Origin of the sequence: Streptomyces griseus subsp. griseus (genome assembly GCF_000720255.1) — a bacterium.
Lineage (GTDB): Bacteria > Actinomycetota > Actinomycetes > Streptomycetales > Streptomycetaceae > Streptomyces > Streptomyces griseus_I.
Window position 1 is genome coordinate 135,620 of sequence record NZ_JOJE01000018.1, and the last position, 17,996, is coordinate 153,615.

Sequence of the window (17,996 nt, forward strand, 5' to 3'; positions counted from 1 at the left end):
ACCGCATCCGAGGATGCGGTGGCCCCCCGCAGGACAGCCGGACGTGACGTCAGTTGACGTCGCCCATGAGTTCCTTGACGCGCTTGCGGTACATCCAGACCGCCGCGCCGGCGACGACGGCGAGGGTCGCCTCCAGGGCCACCACGCCCGTCTTGTTGAGGTCGACGCCCGCGATGGAGAGCAGGCCGGTCGTGGCGTCACCGGCGGTGACGGCCAGGAACCAGACGCCCATCATCTGGGAGGCGTACTTCGCGGGAGCCATCTTCGTGGTGACGGACAGGCCGACCGGGGAGATGGTCAGCTCGCCGACGGTCTGCACGAAGTAGATCGCCGCCAGCCACAGCGCGGCCGCCTTGTGACCGCCCTCGGCGATCGACAGCGGCGCGAGGAACAGGAAGAACGACGCGCCGACCAGGACCAGGCCCATCGTGAACTTCACGGCCGTGCTCGGCTCCTTGCCGCGCCGCGCCAGCGCCAGCCACGCCCAGGCGAAGACCGGGGCCAGCGCCATGATCATGACCGGATTGACGGACTGGTACCAGGAGACCGGGAACTCCCAGCCGAAGACGGTGTTCTTCGCCGACGACTCGGCGAACAGCGACACCGTCGAGCCGCCCTGGTCGTAGATCATCCAGAACACGGCCGCGGCCACGAAGAACCAGATGTACGCGGACATCTTCGACTGCTCGGCGCGGGTCAGCTCCTTGTCCCGCTTGATCCGGGCGATGACCAGGATCGGGATGATCACACCGGCGAGGGTGAGCGGGACCAGCAGCCAGTTCAGCGTGTAGTGGCCGGAGAAGCCGACGATCGCGTAGAAGACCGCCGCGACGCCCGCCCACAGCGCAGACTTGCGCAGCGTGGCCGCCTTCTCCTCGGCCGAGAGCGGCGTCGGGACGACGCTGGAGCGCGCGCTCAAGTGACGGCTGCCCAGCAGGAACTGGGCGAGACCCAGCGCCATGCCGAGCGCGGCGAGCGCGAAGCCCAGGTGCCAGCCGACGTTCTCACCGATGGTGCCGATGACCAGCGGGGCCGCGAAGGCACCGAGGTTGATGCCGATGTAGAAGATCGTGAAGCCGCCGTCGCGGCGCGGATCCTGCGGGCCGTCGTAGAGGTGGCCGACCATCGTGGAGATGTTGGCCTTCAGCAGGCCGGACCCGATCGCGACCAGGCCGAGGCCCGCGTAGAAGGTGCTGGCGCTCGGCAGGGCCAGGGTCAGGTGGCCCACCATGATGACCGCGCCCGCGACGGCGACCGTCTTGCGGGGACCGAGGACACGGTCCGCGAACCAGCCACCGGGGAGGGTGAGCAGGTACACCAGCGACACGTACACCGAGTAGATCGCGGTCGCGGTCGCCGCGCTCAGGTGCAGCCCGCCCGGTGCCACCAGGTACAGCGGGAGCAGGGCCCTCATGCCGTAGTAGGAGAAGCGCTCCCACATCTCGGTCATGAAGAGAGTGGCCAGTCCTCGTGGGTGGCCGAAGAAGGTCTTCCCGGTGCCGGGGGTGCCCGGTCGGACCGAGTCCGTCGTCAGGCTGGACGCCATGGTCGTTCCTTGCTGAGGGGCTTTCCTTTCGAGGCCGGCGGTTGCCGGCCCGCACACAAAAGAGACCTTCAGCGGCAGATGAGCGCCAAAGGTCCCCACGGTGCTACAGGCGTAGATTCACCATACGGCAGGACAGTGCCGGATATGGAAGGACTTGAGACAGGGATCACAGGGGATCACGGAACTCTGGGCGCTGTTTCGAAGGTCCCCATCAGAATGACACCCCCTGACCGCAGGTCCGTACCAAGATCGCGGCGGGGTTGCGGGGGCTCGGTGAGAAACCTGTGCGCAGTTGTGTCCGGCATGTCCCTCGGTAAGAAACAGAGGCGTCGATCACACCTATGAGTGACCACCGGGCGGACTACCATCAGCTCATGACCCGTGTACTGCTCGCCGAGGACGATGCGTCCATCTCGGAGCCGCTGGCCCGCGCACTGCGCCGGGAAGGTTACGAGGTCGAGGTCCGCGAGGACGGCCCGACGGCGCTCGACGCCGGCATCCAGGGCGGCATCGACCTGGTCGTGCTGGACCTCGGCCTGCCCGGCATGGACGGGCTCGAGGTGGCCCGCCGGCTGCGTGCCGAAGGGCACACCATCCCCATCCTGATCCTGACCGCGCGCGCCGACGAGGTGGACACCGTGGTCGGCCTCGACGCGGGCGCCGACGACTACGTCACCAAGCCCTTCCGGCTCGCCGAGCTGCTCGCCCGCGTCCGGGCCCTGCTGCGGCGCGGCGCCGCCGAGCCGCAGCAGCCGCCCGCCACCCACGGCGTGCGCATCGACGTCGAGTCGCACCGCGCGTGGATGGGTGACGAGGAGCTCCAGCTCACCGCCAAGGAGTTCGACCTGCTGCGGGTGCTGGTGCGGGACGCGGGCCGGGTCGTCACCCGCGACCAGCTGATGCGCGAGGTCTGGGACACCACCTGGTGGTCGTCGACCAAGACCCTCGACATGCACATCTCGTGGCTGCGCAAGAAGCTCGGCGACGACGCGGCGAACCCCCGCTACATCGCGACGGTGCGCGGCGTGGGCTTCCGCTTCGAGAAGAGCTGAGCCCACGGGCTCCCACGGGACAACGGGCTTTCCGGGATAAGAGGACATGCGCCGCCGACTGATCCAGTCCACGCTCGCCGTGGTTCTCGTCGTCATCGCGGTCTTCGGCGTGTCCCTGGTGATCGTAGAGAGCCGCACGATCAGCAGCAGCGCCCAGGAACGCGTCGACTCCGAGGCGGTCCGGCTGGTCGGCATCGTCGACAGCCGGCTGCTCGGCAAGGAGGACGTCACCGAGGACATCCTGCACGAGCAGGTCACCCAGGACCGCTACGCCGTGATCACGATCCCCGGACGCCCGGTCATCGAGGTCGGCACCAAACCGGCCGGTGACGTCATCCGCGCCGAGGAGCGGGGCGAGGAGGGCGAGCTCGTCCGGGTCGAGGAGTCGCGCTCCACCGTGACCCGGGAGGTCGGCCGGACCCTGCTGATCATCGGCGCGGTGGCGCTGCTCGCCGTGATCGCCGCCGTCCTCCTCGCGATCCGCCAGGCCAACCGTCTGACGTCCCCGCTGACCGACCTCGCCGAGACCGCCGAGCGCCTCGGCTCCGGCGATCCGCGCCCCCGCCACAAGCGGTACGGCGTCCATGAGCTGGACCGGGTCGCCGACGTCCTCGACTCCTCCGCCGAGCGCATCGCCCGCATGCTCACCGCCGAGCGACGCCTCGCCGCCGACGCCTCCCACCAGCTGCGCACACCGCTCACCGCGCTGTCGATGCGCCTGGAGGAGATCACCCTCACCGACGACCCGGACACGGTGAAGGAGGAGGCGACCATCGCGCTCACGCAGGTCGAGCGGCTCACGGACGTCGTCGAGCGCCTCCTGACCAACTCCCGTGACCCCCGCACGGGCTCCGCCGTCTCCTTCGACCTGGACGAGGTCATCCAGCAGCAGCTCGCGGAGTGGCGCCCCGCCTACCGCAGCGCGGGCCGCGCCATCGTCAGCTCGGGCAAGCGCCATCTCCAGGCCGTCGGGACACCCGGCGCGGTGGCGCAGGTGCTGGCGGCGCTGATCGAGAACTCGCTGATGCACGGGGGCGGCACGGTGGCGCTGCGCACCCGCGTCATCGGCAACCAGGCGGTCGTCGAGGTGACCGACGAGGGCCCCGGCGTCCCCGCCGACCTCGGGGCGCGGATCTTCGAGCGGACGATCAGCGGACGCAATTCCACCGGCATCGGCCTGGCCGTCGCCCGCGACCTCGCGGAGGCCGACGGAGGCCGCCTGGAGATGCTCCAGGCCCAGCCGCCGGTCTTCGGCCTGTTCCTGTCCCGCGAGCCCATCAAGCGCTCCCTGGTGCCGGACGAGGACGAGCCGACGGTCCGCTGAGGCCGACGCGCGCTCCAGCCCCGCCACGCGCCCCCGGCCCTCGCACGACGCGCGTCAGCTGACCCGCGACCTCGGCTTCTCCTGTGCCTCCGCCTCCAGGAACGACTCCGCGTCGGCCACGGCCTCCCGGGCCGGCAGCGTGCGGAACACCCAGCTGCGGTAGGACCAGAACCGGAAGAGCGTCGCGACGCCGATGCCGAGGAACTTGAAGATGTTGCTCTGCAGCGGGCTGTCCCAGCCGAATCCGTACGTCGCCACGTACAGAACGCCGTTCTCGATGACCAGGCCGATCGCGCTGAACAGCAGGAACAGCGTGAGTTCCTTGGTTCGGCGGCTCCGGTCGCGATCCCGGTAGGTGAAGTAGCGGAAGCCGAAGTAGTTGAAGATGATCGCCACGACGGTCGCGATCACACTGGCCCGCACCACCTGGAGGTCGGTGACGTGGCGTACCAGGTTGAACACACCCAGGTTGACGAGAGTTCCGGCACCACCCACGGCACCGAACTTGGCCACTTCGTGCACGAGCCGTCGAAGCCCGGAGGAACCACGTTCCATGGTCGTACAGGCCCCCGTCCGGTCGGATTCGTCAACCCAGTCATGCTAACCACCCCCTCCGGGGATTGCCTGTGGACCGGCTCACGGGTCGGCCACAGCACGGAAAGAGGTCGTGAAACACCCGTTATGAGGCCGGAAAGGGATGGGTAAGAGGGACTGAATCAGGGCCGCGCGGCCCGGCCGATACCCTAGGGGCGTGACGTTCCCGGTAGTCGGCATGGTCGGCGGGGGCCAGCTCGCGCGTATGACACACGAAGCGGGCATCCCGTTGGGCATCAGGTTCAAGCTCCTCAGTGACACCCCTCAGGACTCCGCGGCGCAGGTCGTGAACGATGTCGTCATCGGCGACTATCGCGACCTGGAGACGCTGCGCGAGTTCGCGCGCGGCTGTGACGTGATCACCTTCGATCACGAACACGTGCCGACCGAGCACCTCAGAGCCCTGGAGGCGGACGGTATTCCCGTGCGCCCCGGCCCCGACGCGCTCGTGCACGCCCAGGACAAGGGCGTGATGCGCGCGAAACTCGACGCGATCGGTGTGCCGTGCCCCAGGCACCGCATCGTGAGCGACCCGCGGGACGTGGCCGCGTTCGCCGCCGAGGGCGACGGCTTCCCGGTCGTCCTCAAGACCGTCCGCGGCGGCTACGACGGCAAGGGCGTGTGGGTGGTGGACTCCGTCGAGGAGGCAGCCGACCCCTTCCGCGCCGGCGTCCCCGTGCTCGCCGAGGAGAAGGTCGACTTCGTCCGCGAGCTCGCCGCCAACGTGGTGCGCTCCCCGCACGGCCAGGCCGTGGCCTACCCGGTCGTCGAGTCGCAGCAGGTCGACGGCGTCTGCGACACGGTGATCGCGCCCGCCCCCGACCTCGACCACGGCCTGGCCCTGCGCGCCGAGGAGATGGCGCTGCGGATCGCCCAGGAACTCGGTGTCGTCGGCCACCTCGCCGTCGAGCTGTTCCAGACCCGCGACGGCCGCATCCTCGTCAACGAACTGGCGATGCGCCCCCACAACTCGGGCCACTGGTCGATGGACGGCGCGGTCACCTCGCAGTTCGCCAACCACGTCCGCGCGGTGCTGGACCTGCCCCTCGGCGACCCGCGCCCGCGCGCGACGTGGACGGTCATGGTCAACGTCCTCGGCGGCGACTTCCCGGACATGTACGCGGCGTACCTGCACTGCATGGCCCGCGACCCCCAGCTGAAGATCCACATGTACGGCAAGGACGTGAAGCCCGGCCGCAAGGTCGGACACGTCAACACATACGGCGACGACCTGGACGACGTTCTCGAACGCGCACGTCACGCTGCCGGCTACCTGAGAGGCACGATCACCGAATGAGCCCAGTTGTAGGCATCGTCATGGGTTCGGACTCCGACTGGCCCGTCATGGAGGCCGCCGCCCAGGCCCTCGACGAGTTCGAGATCGCGTACGAGGTCGACGTCGTCTCCGCGCACCGCATGCCGCGCGAGATGATCGCGTACGGCGAGCAGGCGGCGGACCGGGGTCTCAAGGTGATCATCGCGGGTGCGGGCGGCGCCGCCCATCTGCCCGGCATGCTCGCCTCCGTCACCCCGCTGCCGGTGATCGGCGTGCCCGTGCCGCTGAAGTACCTGGACGGCATGGACTCGCTGCTGTCGATCGTGCAGATGCCGGCCGGTGTCCCGGTCGCCACCGTCTCGGTCGCCGGCGCGCGCAACGCCGGCCTGCTCGCGGCCCGCATCCTCGCCGCGCACGACGAGGAACTCCTCGGCCGCATGCGTGAGTTCCAGCAGGAACTGAACGACCAGGCCACCGAGAAGGGCAAGCGCCTGCGCTCCAAGGTCGAGGGCTCGGGCAGCGGCTTCGGCTTCGGGAAGTGACGCCGATGACCTCGGTGGACGAAGCCCGGGAACTGTTGCGGGAGTTCCCCGTCGTCGACGGGCACAACGACCTCCCCTGGGCGCTGCGGGAGCAGGTGCGCTACGACCTCGACGCCCGTGACATCGCGGCCTCCCAGAGCGCCCACCTCCACACCGACCTCCCCCGCCTGCGCGAGGGCGGCGTCGGTGCGCAGTACTGGTCGGTGTACGTCCGCGCGGACCTGCCGGACGCCGTCCCGGCGACGCTGGAACAGATCGACTGCGTACGGCAGCTGATCGCGCGGTATCCGACGGACCTGCGGGGCGCCCTGACCGCGGCCGACATGGAGGAGGCGCGCGCGGAGGGCCGTATCGCCTCGCTGATGGGCGCGGAGGGCGGCCACTCCATCGCGAACTCGCTGGGCACCCTGCGCGGGCTGTACGGACTCGGCGTGCGCTACATGACCCTCACGCACAACGACAACGTGGCGTGGGCGGACTCGGCGACGGACACCCCGGCGGTCGGCGGACTGTCGGCGTTCGGGCGCGAGGTGGTCCGGGAGATGAACCGTCTCGGCATGCTCGTCGACCTCTCCCACGTGGCGGCGACGACCATGCGGGACGCGCTGGGCGCGACGAGCGCCCCGGTGATCTTCTCCCACTCCTCGTCACGGGCCGTCTGCGACCATCCGCGCAACATCCCGGACGACGTGCTGGAGCGGCTGCCCGGCAACGGCGGTGTGGCGATGGTGACGTTCGTGCCGAAGTTCGTGCTCCAGGCGGCCGTGGACTGGACCGCCAGGGCCGACGACAACATGCGCGCCCACGGCTTCCACCACCTCGACACCACGGCCGAGGCGATGAAGGTCCACCGTGCCTTCGAGGAGCGCGACCCGCGTCCGGTCGCCACCGTGTCCACGGTCGCCGACCATCTCGACCACATGCGTGAGGTCGCCGGCGTCGACCACCTCGGCATCGGCGGCGACTACGACGGCACCGCGTTCACCCCTGACGGACTGAACGACGTCTCCGGCTACCCGAACCTGATCGCGGAACTGCTCGACCGTGGCTGGTCGAAGTCCGACCTGGCCAAGCTGACCTGGCGGAACGCGGTACGGGTGCTGGGCGCGGCGGAGGACGTGGCCCGCGACCTTCAGGCCACGCGTGCGCCGTCCCGCGCCACGATCGAGTCGCTCGACGGCTGATCCAGGGCGGGGTAGTCGGTGTAGCCGGTCGCCCCGCCCGTGTACATCAGGTACCGGTCGCGCACCGCATTGAGCGGTGCGCCCCGCCGCAGCCGGGTGACCAGGTCGGGGTTGGCCAGGAAGGGCCGGCCGAGTGCGACCAGGTCGGCCCCGGCGGCCAGGAGCCGCTCGGAGGCGCTGAGCACGGCCTCCGTGGACATGTCCCGCAGCACCGGGTTGGCGATGAGCGTCCCGGGCCATCCCTCCCGCAACGTCCGGTACACCGGCGAGTCCGGGTCGGCGTGCACGAGGTGCAGATACGCCAGACCCAGCCCGCCGAGCCGCTCGACGAGCGCCGGGTAGAGCTCCTCCGTCTCGCCCTCGGCGATGCCGTTGACCGTGCCCCCGGGGGAGACCCTCAGCCCCACCCGTTCGGCGCCGATCTCGGCGGCCACGGCCTCGGTCACCTCGGCGGTGAACCGGATCCGAGCGGCGACCGGGCCGCCGTAGACGTCGGTACGGCGGTTGGTGTTGTGAGCCAGGAACTGGTGCAGGAGGTGGCCGTTGGCGGAGTGCACCTCCACGCCCTCGAACCCGGCGTCCAGGGCGTTTCGTGCGGCCCTGGCGAAGTCGGCGACAGTGGTGCGGATGTCGTCCGGGGTCATCTCGCGGGGGGTGACGGACGGCTGGTGACCGTCCGGCGTGAAGATCGTCTCGGGCAGCGGGACCGGTGAGGGCGCGACCGGGGTCAGCCCGCTCGTCGCGGGATGGCCGACCCGGCCGCCGTGCTGGAGCTGCAGGAACATTCGCCCGCCGGCCTCCCGCACCGCGTCGGTGACCTGCCGCCAGCCCGCCACGTGCCGCGGGGTGTGGATGGCGGTGATGTTCGGGTACGTCTGCCCGACCGGGTTCGGTGTCGAGGCCTCGGCGATGATCAGCCCGGCGGATGCGCGCTGGGCGTAGTAGGTGGTCATGAGCGGGGTGGGGGTGCCGTCGGCGGCGGCTCGGTTCCGGGTGAGCGGCGCCATGACGAGACGGTGGGGGAGTGCGAGCTGCCCCAGCCGGGCCGGTTCGAAGAGCTGTGTCGTGTGCGTCATGCCCGTACGCTAGAACCTGACACCAGTGTCAGATTCAAGCCCTGGAGTGGGTATGCGGATCGGTGAACTGGCCCGGCGCACGGGCGTGAGCGAGCGGTCCCTGCGCTACTACGAGACGCAGGAGCTGCTGCGTCCCGAGCGCACGCCCGGCGGTCACCGGGACTACCCGGAGTCGGCCGTCGATCGGGTCGTCCGCATCCAGGAGCTGTTCGCGTCCGGGCTGCACAGCTCGAAGATCGCACAGCTGCTGCCCTGCATGCGGGACACCGACGGCGGGCCCTCCGTCCGCGCCACGCCGAAACTGGTCGCCGACCTCACCGCCGAGCGCGACCGCATCGACCGGATGATCAGCGACCTGGTCCGCTCCCGGGACACCCTGGACGAGGTCATCCAGGTGGCCCAGGGCCGCTGACCGGCGAGGCCGGGACCGGGGGAGCACCCCGAACGCCCCACCCACCAGGAAGCCGCCCCGGCTCCGTGGGACGGTGAACCGTACTGCTGATCAGGACGCCGATCACGACGTACGGAGACCTCCATGGCAGACCTCCAGGACGAACTGCACACCACCCCCGAGGTCGGCGAGCTCGACGACCTGCCTGATCCCTTCGACGCGTACACCCTCGTCTCCGACCCCGACGCCGCCCCGCTGGAGCGGGCCCACGCCATCCTCGCCGCGCACCCCGTCGCCGACGGCTACAGCGGGCTGCCATGGGCGCTGCGCCATCTGCCCTGGTACGACCTGGAGGACGGCGAGAGCGCCGTCGACACGGATGTGCCGCGGCTGCGCGAGGGCCATGTCGGCGCGCTGCTGTGGTCGCTGCACCTGCCGGAGGGCCTGGCCGCCGACCGGGCCGTCGGGGCGACCCTGGAGCAGCTGGACCTGGTGCGGTCGGTGATCGGTGCCCATCCCGACGGGCTGCGCCTGGCCCGCAGCGCCGGGCAGGTCATCGACGCCCGCAACTGCGGCCGGGTCGCCGTCCTGCTCGGCCCCGCCGCGGCCGCCGCGGTCGACGACTCGGTGAGCATCCTGCGCGTCCTGCACTCCCTCGGCCTGCGCGTGCTCACTCTTACGGGCACCTCCTGGGCGAGTGAGGCGGGGCTGACCCGGTTCGGTGAGGAGGTCGTGCGCGAGATGAACCGCCTCGGGGTCCTCGCCGACCTCTCCGGCGCCTCCGAGGCCACCATCCGCCGCGTCCTCGCCCTGTCCAAGGCACCCGCGATGTGTACCCGCTCCGCCGCCCGCGCCCTGCGCCCCCACCCGGCCAACCTCCCCGACGAACTGCTCGCCGAGCTCGGTGCCGCCAAGGGCCTGTGCCTGGTGCCGCTGACCGCCGAGCAGACCGGCCCGACGGTCCGCGACGTCGCCGACCACCTCGACCACGTGCGCGAGGTCGCCGGGCCGCAGTGCGTCGGCCTGTCCGGCACCTACGACTCCGGCGCGGCTCACCCCCAGGACCTCGCCGACGCCTCCTGCTACCCGCGTCTTATCGCCGAGCTGCTGCGCCGCGGCTGGTCCGAGCCGGACGTGGCCCTCATCGCCTGGGGCAACGTCCAGCGCGTCCTGCGCACGGCGGACTTCACCGCCAAGGCGGCCCAGCAGCGCCGGGAACCGTCGACGGCGAGGATCGCCGACCTGGACGGCTGAGCGGGCCCTCAGGGGCTGTCCGGCGGATCATGCCGCAGACGCGGGGTCTGGCACGCCCACCTGCGGCGTTGTCGTCGGTTGCCGACTCCCCCACGCTCGGCTTCGCTCGGCGTACACCTGGAAGTCCTTCTTCTCGCGGTCCTCCAGGTCCAGCGGCCGCGCGCCCAGGGCCAGCACCTTCTCGTGGGCCGCGTCCATCTCCTCCCAGGTTGTTCCGGCATCGAAGTCCAGATGGAACTGCTGGGCGTTGCGGTCGGCGCGCGGCCACTCGGGCGGAGTGAGGCCCGTGGCCCGCTGGAAGGCGAGCCGGGGCCCCGCGGGGATCCGCAGGACGACCCAGTCGTCGTCCTCCGCCCGGGGCGTCCCGCCGCCGAGCCGGGCGTAGAAGTCGGCGAGCGCGTGCGGGTCGGGGCAGTCGATCACGACGTTGCGGATACGTGCCACGGGCGGCATGGGACCTCCAGATCTCAGCAGGCGCAGAGGCAGAACGGGTGCCCCGCCGGGTCCGCGTACACACGGAACGTACGCGAGCGGTCCGCCGCGTCCAGCGGCTTCGCGCCCAGCGCCAGCACGCCCTTCTCGGCCGTGTCCAGGTCGTCGACGGTGAGGTCCAGGTGGAACTGCTGCGAGCGGTCGCCCGCGGGCCACGTCGGCGGTACGAAGTCGGGCGCGGCCTGGAAGGACAGCGACGGCCCGCCGGGCACCTTCAGGTCGACCCAGTCACCCTCCCCCTCGACGGTGCCGCCCAGCACCTCGGCGTAGAAACCGGCCAGCGCACGCGGGTCCGGGCAGTCCAGGACGACGGCGCCCAGGTTGGCGAGTGCCATGACTTCCTCCTCGAAGCGAGTGTTACCCATAGAGGCGATTAACCAGTAACCGTTACCGCATGCTCCCCCATAAGAGGTAACGTCGCAAGGGGAATCGCGGGAGGTAGCGTGCAGCCATGAGTGAAAGATCGCTCGCGCCGGGCGGCCTGGCTCTGATCGAGTCCCTGGTGAACACGCTGGACGTCGAGAGAGACAGCGATGCCCTCGGCGCGGCCGAGGTGCGTGAGCGCTTCGGGCTCACCGAGGACGATCTGCCGTACGCCCGCGAGCTGCGCGAATCCCTGCGCGCGACCCTGCTCGCCCACGCCGGCCACCCCCCGCACCGCGCGGTCACCCCGCTCGGCGACCTGCTCCGGGCTGCCCCGCTGCTGGTGACGGTCGACGCAACGGACGGCTCCGCCCGGCTCGCGCCCGGCGACGAGGGCCCGCTGCTCTCCCGGGTCGCCGCGGCCGTCGCCGAGGCACTCGTCGCGGGCACCTGGACCCGACTGAAGGCCTGCGAGGCCGTGACCTGCCACTGGGCGTACTACGACCGCAGCCCGGCCGGGCGCAGCCGCTGGTGCTCGATGCAGGTGTGCGGGGCCCGCGCGAAGATGCGGAGGTACCGGGCCAAGGACGCGTGATCCACAGGCAGTTCACCGGCCGCGCGGCCGTCCCGTGAGGCAGAATGCACACAGACGCCGGTTCGGCCGACTGAGCCTCGGCCGAACCGGCGTCGTGCGTACGGTTAAGCGGTGGGCCGACCCATCGCCCGGTACGTCCAGCCGGCCTTGCGCCACAGCTCCGGGTCGAGGGCGTTGCGTCCGTCGAGGATCACCCGGGCCGCCGCGACCTCGCCCAGCGCGGCCGCGTCCAGCTCACGGAACTCCCGCCATTCCGTCAGGTGCAGGACGACATCGGCGCCCCGGACCGCCTCCAGCGCCGAGTCGGCGTAGCCGAGGGTGGGAAAGACCCGGCGGGCGTTGTCCATGCCCTTGGGGTCGTAGACGGTCACCTGACCGCCCTGGAGGTGGATCTGCCCCGCGACGTTCAGCGCGGGGGAGTCGCGCACGTCGTCGGAGTCGGGCTTGAAGGTGGCACCGAGCACCGCGACCCGTTTCCCCAGGAACGGGCCGCCGCCCAGTACCTGCCGGGCCAGCTCCACCATCTGGCCGCGCTGGCGCATGTTGATGGAGTCGATCTCACGCAGGAAGGTCAGCGCCTGGTCGGCGCCGAGCTCACCGGCGCGCGCCATGAACGCCCGGATGTCCTTGGGCAGGCAGCCGCCGCCGAAGCCGATCCCGGCCCGCAGGAACTTCTTGCCGATCCGGTCGTCGTACCCGATCGCCTCGGCGAGCTTGGCGACATCGCCGCCCGCCGCCTCGCACACCTCCGCCATCGCGTTGATGAAGGAGATCTTGGTGGCGAGGAAGGAGTTCGCGGACGTCTTCACCAGCTCGGCGGTCGGGAAGTCCGTCACGACGAACGGCGATCCCTCCTCGACCGGCGTGGCGTACACCTCGCGCAGCAACTTCTCCGCGCGCTCGCTGCGCACCCCGACCACGATCCGGTCGGGGTGCAGGGTGTCGTCCACGGCGAAGCCCTCGCGCAGGAACTCCGGGTTCCAGGCCAGCTCGGCGTCCGCGCCGGCCGGCGCGTTCTCGGCCAGGTAGGCGGCCAGCCGGTCGGCGGACCCGACCGGCACGGTCGACTTGCCGACGACGAGGGCGGGGCCGTGCAGGTGCGGGGCCAGGGAGGCGATGGCCGACTCGACGTAGGACATGTCGCAGGCGTACTCGCCGTGCTTCTGCGGGGTGTTCACGCAGACGAAGTGCACGTCGCCGAACGCTCCGACCTCGGCCCAGTCCTGGGTGAAACGCAGCCGCCCGGTCGTACCCTGGAACCCGGCGACATGCCGCCGCAGCAGCTCCTCCAGGCCGGGTTCGTACATCGGGGCCTCGCCCCGCTCCAGTTTCTCGATCTTCTCCCGGACGACGTCCAGGGCGAGCACCTCGAAGCCGAGTTCGGCCATGGCCGCGGCGTGCGTGGCGCCGAGATAACCGGTGCCGATCACGGTGATCTTGAGGGCCATGGGTGCTCCTGGTCTGGACGTCGTCGGTGCGGGAGCGAGCATAGTCGGGGCGTGCCGAGCGCTTTCACCGGGCAGATTTCCACCTGTCGCCAAGGTCACGTATCAGTCGCGTGGGCGGAGCTCTAAAATTTGAGTTACTTAACGGTAATTAGCGAGATCAACCCAGCATCACCCCAGCGTTTTTGGAGCGTGAGAGACCTTGGCCGGATCGGCTGACTTCGACCTGTACCGCCCGTCCGAGGAGCACGACATGCTCCGGGACGCGATCCGTTCACTGGCCGAGGCGAAGATCGCGCCGTACGCCGCAGCGGTGGACGAGGAGGCCCGCTTCCCGCAGGAGGCGCTGGACGCCCTGGTCGCCAACGACCTGCACGCCGTGCACGTACCCGAGGAGTACGGCGGCGCGGGCGCGGACGCGCTGGCCACGGTGATCGTGATCGAGGAGGTGGCGCGCGCCTGTGTGTCCTCCTCCCTCATCCCGGCCGTGAACAAGCTGGGCTCGCTCCCGGTGATCCTCTCCGGCTCGGAGGACCTGAAGAAGAGGTACCTGTCCCCCCTGGCCAAGGGCGACGCGATGTTCTCGTACTGCCTCTCCGAGCCCGACGCGGGCTCCGACGCGGCCGGCATGAAGACGAAGGCGGTCCGCGACGGCGACCACTACGTCCTCAACGGCGTGAAGCGCTGGATCACCAACGCGGGCGTCTCCGAGTACTACACGGTGATGGCCGTCACCGACCCCGAGAAGCGCTCCAAGGGCATATCCGCCTTCGTCGTCGAGAAGTCGGACCCGGGTGTCTCCTTCGGCGCTCCGGAGAAGAAGCTCGGCATCAAGGGCTCCCCGACCCGCGAGGTCTACCTCGACAACGTGCGCATCCCGGCCGACCGCATGATCGGCGAGGAGGGCACCGGCTTCGCCACGGCGATGAAGACGCTCGACCACACCCGCATCACCATCGCGGCCCAGGCCCTCGGTGTCGCCCAGGGCGCCCTCGACTACGCCAAGGGCTACGTCCAGGAGCGCAAGCAGTTCGGCAAGCCGATCGCCGACTTCCAGGGCATCCAGTTCATGCTCGCCGACATGGCCATGAAGATCGAGGCGGCCCGCGCCCTGACCTATCAGGCGGCGGCGAAGTCCGAGCGCGGCGACAGTGACCTCACCTTCCAGGGCGCGGCGGCCAAGTGCTTCGCCTCGGACGTCGCCATGGAGGTCACCACCGACGCCGTCCAGCTCCTCGGCGGCTACGGCTACACCCGCGACTACCCGGTCGAGCGCATGATGCGCGACGCCAAGATCACCCAGATTTATGAGGGCACGAATCAAGTCCAGCGGATCGTCATGGCCCGCAACCTGCCGTAACCGCGGGCGGGTCGACGACTGCGAAGGGCGCCCGGAACTCCGGGCGCCCTTCTCTCACACGTCCCTGTGAACCACGTCCCCTTGGACCAGCGCGTGCAGATGCTGGTCGTGCCAGCCGTCCGCGTGCAGCAACGCACCCCGCATCGTGCCCTCGAAGGCGTACCCGGCCTTGGCGGCCACCCGGCAGGACGCCTCGTTGGCCACCGCGTGGCACAACCGCAGCCGGTGCAGACCGAGGTCGTCCAGAGCCCACCGGCCGACTCGACGGGCCGCCTCGACCACGACCCCGTTTCCACGGGCCGGGGGCAGCAACCAGTAGACGACCTCGGCGCTGCCGCCCGCCAGATCGACGTCGTTGAGCCCGACGAGCCCCATGGCCTCACCACGGCCCGGCCGCGCCACGGCCCAGACGGCACCGGTCTCGGCCCGCCACCGCTCGTGCATGCGCGCGATGCGCAGCCGTGCCTCCTCGGCCGTCCCCACGCTCAGGAGGTTCCACTGCCGGATCCCCGGATCCAGACCGGCGGCCACCAGGGCGCCGGCGTCGGCCGCTTCCCAGGGCCGCAGTTCGAGGCCGGAATCAGGCAGCGGCAGCACCGGCTGGGCGTTGTCGGCCATCCGGCCGGAGGGGACGACGGCAGGGACGGGTGTGCTGGGGATCATCGCGGAATCCTGCCACATGCCCGCGACTCCGCTCCCGGTAAAAGCCGTCATGGTCCGCCGTCTCCCTCACTACGTTATTGCGCAGTCCGATCACCGCTGCCCCTAGGAGACCGACCGTCATGTCCGACCTCCGCACAGACGTGTCCCACTCGGCCCGGATCTGGAACTACTGGCTGGGAGGCACCGACCACTTCCCGGTCGACAAGGAGGTCGGGGACCAGATCCTCTCCTTCGTCCCGGCGCTGCCCCGCTCGGCCGTGGCCGACCGCCGCTTCCTGGCCCGTGCGGTGCGCCATCTGGCGGGGGAGGCGGGGATACGGCAGTTCCTGGACATCGGGTCGGGTCTGCCGACCGCGGACAACACCCACGAGGTCGCCCAACGGGTCGCGCCCGAGGCGCGGATCGTGTACGTCGACAACGACCCCCTCGTGCTGACCCACGCCCACGCGCTGCTGTCCAGCACCCCCGAGGGCGCCACCGACTACGTACAGGCCGACGCGCACGACCCGGAGTCCATCCTGCGGGAGGCGGCCCGCACCCTCGACCTCGACCGGCCGGTGGCCGTCACCCTGCTGGGCGTCCTCAACTTCGTGATGGACACCGAGGAAGCCGTGGCCATCGTGCGCCGCCTGCTGGACGCCGTCCCCTCGGGCAGCCACCTCGTCGTCTCCCACCCCACCACGGAGGTCGACGGAGAGGCGATGACGGGCGCGGTGGAGTACTGGAACAGCCAGGGTTCGGCCCCGATGACCCTGCGCGGCCGCGGCGACCTCCTCCGCTTCTTCGAGGGCCTGGAACTCCTCGACCCCGGCGTGGTCACCTGCTCGCGCTGGCGCCCCGACGCGGCCGAGTTCGACATCGTCGACGTGACGCACTTCGCCGGAGTGGGCCGCAAGCCGTAACTCCACCGGCCCCTTCGGACACGAAGCGGATTACCGACGTCCGCCGAATGGCGAGGGAGCCCGGGGAGGCGTATGCCGGAAGGGCACCCGGACCCATGAGAGCCCGGGGCACACTCACCCGAGGAGGAGCCATGACCCAGTCCGGAATGCGGCCTGGAACGCAGTCCGCCGGCATGACCGCCATGAGCAGGGAGATGCAGGCCTGCGTCGAGGCGTGCATGTCCTGCCACACCGTCTGCGAGGAGACCATGAGCTCCTGCATGCAGGCCGGCGGCCAGGACCGCATGCACATCATGCGCGCCCTGATGGACTGCTCCGAGACGACCCGTATGTGCGCCGACATGATGATGCGCCGCTCGCCGATGTCGGCCGAGATGTGCGCCATGTGCGCCAAGGCCTGTGACATGTGCGCCGAGGCGTGTATGTCCATGCCGGACGACCCCATGATGATGCGCTGCGCCGAGGCGTGTCGCCGCTGCGCCGAGAGCTGCCGCACGATGGCGGGCGCCGCGATGTGACGTCCCCCGAACGCGCTCAAGGGCACCCGCCGAGGGTGCCCTTGAGTGTGTGCGCGAGGTCTCAGTTGCCGGAGACCGTGACCTTGTCGCCGTTGTTCAGCTCGTTCACCAGGGTCTTCACCTTCGTCTTGTCCCACTGAAGGTTGCCGTTGGGTGTATTGCCCGAGATGGGCATGTTGAGGGACATTCCGTCACCGCCGCTGACGCCCTTCATCGCCCAGAACATCGACGCCAGGTCCCACAGGCTCATGTCCTTGTCGACGATCAGGGAGTCCAGGCCCGCGCCCATCGTCGGGTAGAGCTTGAAGGGGTTCAGGACCGTCGACGGGGTCGCCACCTGGTGGGCGAGGGCGGACAGGAACTTCTGCTGGTTCTTCGTGCGCTCCAGGTCGGACGCGGCGAAGGCGTGCCGGGTGCGGACGAAGGCGAGCGCCTGTTCGCCGTTCAGGGTCTGCCTGCCCGCCTTGAAGTCGGCGCCGGAGTACTTGTCCTTGAAGCCCTTGTCGATGGTGATCTCGACACCGCCGACCGCGTCCACGATGTTCGCGAAGCCGTTGAAGCCGATCTCCACGTAGTGGTCGATGTGCAGACCGGTGTTGTACTCGACCGCGCGGACCAGCAGCGTCGGGCCGTCCTCCGCGTAGGCCGCGTTCAGCTTGGTGTGCCGGCCCGTGCCCTTGAAGGTCTTGCCGGACTCCGAGCCCACGTACGTCGGGATCTCCACGTCCGAGTCACGCGGGAGCGAGATCAGCGTGTCGCCGCTGCCGCCGACGTGCAGGATCATCATCGAGTCCGTCCGCTTGCCGTCGGCGGACCCGGTGTGCAGCTCCTTCTTCTGCGCGGAGGTCAGGCCCTCACGGCTGTCGGAGCCGACGATCAGGTAGTTGGTGCCGTCGCCCGCCTCGGGCCGGTCGATGACCGTCGACAGGTCGACCTCGCGCTTGAGCTTGGAGTCGGCCCAGAAGTACGTGCCGACGGTGGTCACCACCAGCACGGTGACCACGGTGATCGTCGTCCACTTGATCCGCCGTCGCCAGTTCGGCGCGGGGCGCTCCCGCATACGGGAACCGGGCAGATCACCCCCTCCGCCACCGCCGTACACCTGCCCGGTGTTGTAGCCGCTGTCGTAGCCCTCGCCGCCGTCGACGTACGACGGCTGCTCAGGGATCCCGCCGACGTACTGGGGCGGGCCGGAGTCGGGGCCGCCGCCGTAGGCGCCCGGGGCGGGCCGACGGACCTGCCGCATGACGCGCGCGCTCTCGGGCTGTGCGCTGCCGCTGCCGCTTCCGTACCGGGAGCCGCGGTTCTGGTCGGACCATCCCTCGGGCCAATCGTTCATGCGCCCCAGTGTGCAGGGCAGGGCCATGTGGCTTACAAGGTTCGTAGGAAAATAAGGGCCCGGCTGTTGCGAAGCTGACA

19 protein-coding genes are annotated in these 17,996 nt (G+C 70.3%); 11 read left to right on the forward strand and 8 right to left on the reverse strand.

Features of this window, described 5'->3' with window-relative positions; genetic code table 11:
* Positions 1-49 precede the first annotated feature (49 nt).
* Positions 50-1,546 carry an oligopeptide:H+ symporter gene (locus tag IG99_RS24515; RefSeq protein ID WP_037677167.1) on the reverse strand — a complete coding sequence of 499 codons (1,497 nt, stop codon included), beginning with the start codon at positions 1,544-1,546 and terminating at the stop codon, positions 50-52.
* Positions 1,547-1,920: 374 nt separating this feature from the next.
* On the opposite strand from IG99_RS24515, the gene IG99_RS24520 reads away from it, so the two are divergent.
* Both IG99_RS24520 and IG99_RS24525 read left to right on the forward strand, forming a co-directional pair.
* Positions 1,921-2,598: a response regulator transcription factor gene (locus tag IG99_RS24520; RefSeq protein WP_037677291.1), complete on the forward strand. Its 678-nt coding sequence runs from the start codon at positions 1,921-1,923 to the stop codon at positions 2,596-2,598.
* A 46-nt stretch (positions 2,599-2,644) separates the two neighbouring features.
* Positions 2,645-3,922, forward strand: a complete 1,278-nt coding sequence (locus IG99_RS24525; RefSeq protein WP_037677169.1) for an ATP-binding protein — start codon at positions 2,645-2,647, stop codon at positions 3,920-3,922.
* Between the two features lie 54 nt (positions 3,923-3,976).
* Here the strand turns inward: IG99_RS24525 and IG99_RS24530 are convergent, their stop codons facing one another.
* Positions 3,977-4,477 (reverse strand): GtrA family protein, encoded by a 501-nt coding sequence (locus IG99_RS24530; RefSeq protein WP_037677170.1) that lies wholly within the window; start codon positions 4,475-4,477, stop codon positions 3,977-3,979.
* A 196-nt stretch (positions 4,478-4,673) separates the two neighbouring features.
* Here IG99_RS24530 and IG99_RS24535 point away from each other — a divergent pair, with 196 nt between their 5' ends.
* From IG99_RS24535 to IG99_RS24545, 3 genes are read left to right on the forward strand one after another with little or no spacing between them, the layout of a single operon-like run.
* Positions 4,674-5,813 (forward strand): 5-(carboxyamino)imidazole ribonucleotide synthase, encoded by a 1,140-nt coding sequence (locus IG99_RS24535; RefSeq protein WP_037677171.1) that lies wholly within the window; start codon positions 4,674-4,676, stop codon positions 5,811-5,813.
* Positions 5,810-6,334 (forward strand): 5-(carboxyamino)imidazole ribonucleotide mutase, encoded by a 525-nt coding sequence (purE, locus tag IG99_RS24540; RefSeq protein ID WP_078947878.1) that lies wholly within the window; start codon positions 5,810-5,812, stop codon positions 6,332-6,334. The genes IG99_RS24535 and purE overlap by 4 nt, the downstream gene beginning before the upstream one ends.
* A 5-nt stretch (positions 6,335-6,339) precedes the next feature.
* Positions 6,340-7,518 carry a dipeptidase gene (locus IG99_RS24545; RefSeq protein ID WP_037677176.1) on the forward strand — a complete coding sequence of 393 codons (1,179 nt, stop codon included), beginning with the start codon at positions 6,340-6,342 and terminating at the stop codon, positions 7,516-7,518.
* Here the strand turns inward: IG99_RS24545 and IG99_RS24550 are convergent.
* The gene (locus IG99_RS24550; protein WP_037677177.1) at positions 7,467-8,594 is read right to left on the reverse strand and encodes an alkene reductase; all 1,128 of its coding nucleotides are present in this window, start codon (positions 8,592-8,594) and stop codon (positions 7,467-7,469) included. The two genes, IG99_RS24545 and IG99_RS24550, sit on opposite strands and share 52 nt — an antisense overlap.
* A gap of 52 nt (positions 8,595-8,646) precedes the next feature.
* Between IG99_RS24550 and IG99_RS24555 the strand changes: the two genes are divergently transcribed.
* Positions 8,647-9,006, forward strand: coding sequence for a MerR family transcriptional regulator (locus IG99_RS24555; protein WP_037677180.1), 360 nt, complete (start codon positions 8,647-8,649; stop codon positions 9,004-9,006).
* Between the two features lie 123 nt (positions 9,007-9,129).
* Positions 9,130-10,239, forward strand: coding sequence for a dipeptidase (locus tag IG99_RS24560; protein WP_037677183.1), 1,110 nt, complete (start codon positions 9,130-9,132; stop codon positions 10,237-10,239).
* A 27-nt stretch (positions 10,240-10,266) separates the two neighbouring features.
* Here IG99_RS24560 and IG99_RS24565 read toward each other — a convergent pair whose 3' ends face one another.
* Both IG99_RS24565 and IG99_RS24570 read right to left on the reverse strand, forming a co-directional pair.
* Positions 10,267-10,692 (reverse strand): VOC family protein, encoded by a 426-nt coding sequence (locus IG99_RS24565; RefSeq protein ID WP_158973234.1) that lies wholly within the window; start codon positions 10,690-10,692, stop codon positions 10,267-10,269.
* 14 nt (positions 10,693-10,706) lie between these two features.
* Positions 10,707-11,066, reverse strand: a complete 360-nt coding sequence (locus IG99_RS24570) for a VOC family protein (RefSeq protein ID WP_037677185.1) — start codon at positions 11,064-11,066, stop codon at positions 10,707-10,709.
* Positions 11,067-11,182: 116 nt separating this feature from the next.
* Between IG99_RS24570 and IG99_RS24575 the strand changes: the two genes are divergently transcribed.
* Positions 11,183-11,689 (forward strand): CGNR zinc finger domain-containing protein, encoded by a 507-nt coding sequence (locus IG99_RS24575; RefSeq protein WP_037677186.1) that lies wholly within the window; start codon positions 11,183-11,185, stop codon positions 11,687-11,689.
* A gap of 104 nt (positions 11,690-11,793) precedes the next feature.
* Here IG99_RS24575 and IG99_RS24580 read toward each other — a convergent pair whose 3' ends face one another.
* The gene (locus IG99_RS24580; protein ID WP_037677189.1) at positions 11,794-13,137 is read right to left on the reverse strand and encodes a UDP-glucose dehydrogenase family protein; all 1,344 of its coding nucleotides are present in this window, start codon (positions 13,135-13,137) and stop codon (positions 11,794-11,796) included.
* Between the two features lie 199 nt (positions 13,138-13,336).
* On the opposite strand from IG99_RS24580, the gene IG99_RS24585 reads away from it, so the two are divergent.
* Positions 13,337-14,494 (forward strand): acyl-CoA dehydrogenase, encoded by a 1,158-nt coding sequence (locus tag IG99_RS24585; protein ID WP_037677190.1) that lies wholly within the window; start codon positions 13,337-13,339, stop codon positions 14,492-14,494.
* A gap of 54 nt (positions 14,495-14,548) precedes the next feature.
* On the opposite strand, the gene IG99_RS24590 is transcribed toward IG99_RS24585, so the two are convergent.
* Positions 14,549-15,157, reverse strand: coding sequence for a GNAT family N-acetyltransferase (locus tag IG99_RS24590; RefSeq protein ID WP_037677295.1), 609 nt, complete (start codon positions 15,155-15,157; stop codon positions 14,549-14,551).
* A gap of 119 nt (positions 15,158-15,276) precedes the next feature.
* Here IG99_RS24590 and IG99_RS24595 point away from each other — a divergent pair, with 119 nt between their 5' ends.
* Positions 15,277-16,059 (forward strand): SAM-dependent methyltransferase, encoded by a 783-nt coding sequence (locus IG99_RS24595; protein ID WP_051865847.1) that lies wholly within the window; start codon positions 15,277-15,279, stop codon positions 16,057-16,059.
* A gap of 131 nt (positions 16,060-16,190) precedes the next feature.
* A complete protein-coding gene (locus IG99_RS24600) occupies positions 16,191-16,577 on the forward strand; it encodes a four-helix bundle copper-binding protein (RefSeq protein WP_037677191.1) in 387 nt (128 codons plus the stop codon).
* 61 nt (positions 16,578-16,638) lie between these two features.
* Here the strand turns inward: IG99_RS24600 and IG99_RS24605 are convergent, their stop codons facing one another.
* Positions 16,639-17,916 (reverse strand): LCP family protein, encoded by a 1,278-nt coding sequence (locus IG99_RS24605; RefSeq protein ID WP_037677298.1) that lies wholly within the window; start codon positions 17,914-17,916, stop codon positions 16,639-16,641.
* Positions 17,917-17,996: the final 80 nt, after the last annotated feature.

Bases quoted from the DNA above. Each gene is read 5' to 3' on its own strand.
- IG99_RS24515 (WP_037677167.1), bottom strand. From the start codon at position 1,546: ATGGCGTCCAGCCTGACGACGGACTCGGTCCGACCGGGCACCCCCGGC.
- IG99_RS24520 (WP_037677291.1), top strand. From the start codon at position 1,921: ATGACCCGTGTACTGCTCGCCGAGGACGATGCGTCCATCTCGGAGCCG.
- IG99_RS24525 (WP_037677169.1), top strand. From the start codon at position 2,645: ATGCGCCGCCGACTGATCCAGTCCACGCTCGCCGTGGTTCTCGTCGTC.
- IG99_RS24530 (WP_037677170.1), bottom strand. From the start codon at position 4,477: ATGGAACGTGGTTCCTCCGGGCTTCGACGGCTCGTGCACGAAGTGGCC.
- purE (WP_078947878.1), top strand. From the start codon at position 5,810: ATGAGCCCAGTTGTAGGCATCGTCATGGGTTCGGACTCCGACTGGCCC.
- IG99_RS24545 (WP_037677176.1), top strand. From the start codon at position 6,340: ATGACCTCGGTGGACGAAGCCCGGGAACTGTTGCGGGAGTTCCCCGTC.
- IG99_RS24550 (WP_037677177.1), bottom strand. From the start codon at position 8,594: ATGACGCACACGACACAGCTCTTCGAACCGGCCCGGCTGGGGCAGCTC.
- IG99_RS24555 (WP_037677180.1), top strand. From the start codon at position 8,647: ATGCGGATCGGTGAACTGGCCCGGCGCACGGGCGTGAGCGAGCGGTCC.
- IG99_RS24560 (WP_037677183.1), top strand. From the start codon at position 9,130: ATGGCAGACCTCCAGGACGAACTGCACACCACCCCCGAGGTCGGCGAG.
- IG99_RS24565 (WP_158973234.1), bottom strand. From the start codon at position 10,692: ATGCCGCCCGTGGCACGTATCCGCAACGTCGTGATCGACTGCCCCGAC.
- IG99_RS24570 (WP_037677185.1), bottom strand. From the start codon at position 11,066: ATGGCACTCGCCAACCTGGGCGCCGTCGTCCTGGACTGCCCGGACCCG.
- IG99_RS24575 (WP_037677186.1), top strand. From the start codon at position 11,183: ATGAGTGAAAGATCGCTCGCGCCGGGCGGCCTGGCTCTGATCGAGTCC.
- IG99_RS24580 (WP_037677189.1), bottom strand. From the start codon at position 13,137: ATGGCCCTCAAGATCACCGTGATCGGCACCGGTTATCTCGGCGCCACG.
- IG99_RS24590 (WP_037677295.1), bottom strand. From the start codon at position 15,157: ATGATCCCCAGCACACCCGTCCCTGCCGTCGTCCCCTCCGGCCGGATG.
- IG99_RS24595 (WP_051865847.1), top strand. From the start codon at position 15,277: ATGTCCGACCTCCGCACAGACGTGTCCCACTCGGCCCGGATCTGGAAC.
- IG99_RS24600 (WP_037677191.1), top strand. From the start codon at position 16,191: ATGACCCAGTCCGGAATGCGGCCTGGAACGCAGTCCGCCGGCATGACC.
- IG99_RS24605 (WP_037677298.1), bottom strand. From the start codon at position 17,916: ATGAACGATTGGCCCGAGGGATGGTCCGACCAGAACCGCGGCTCCCGG.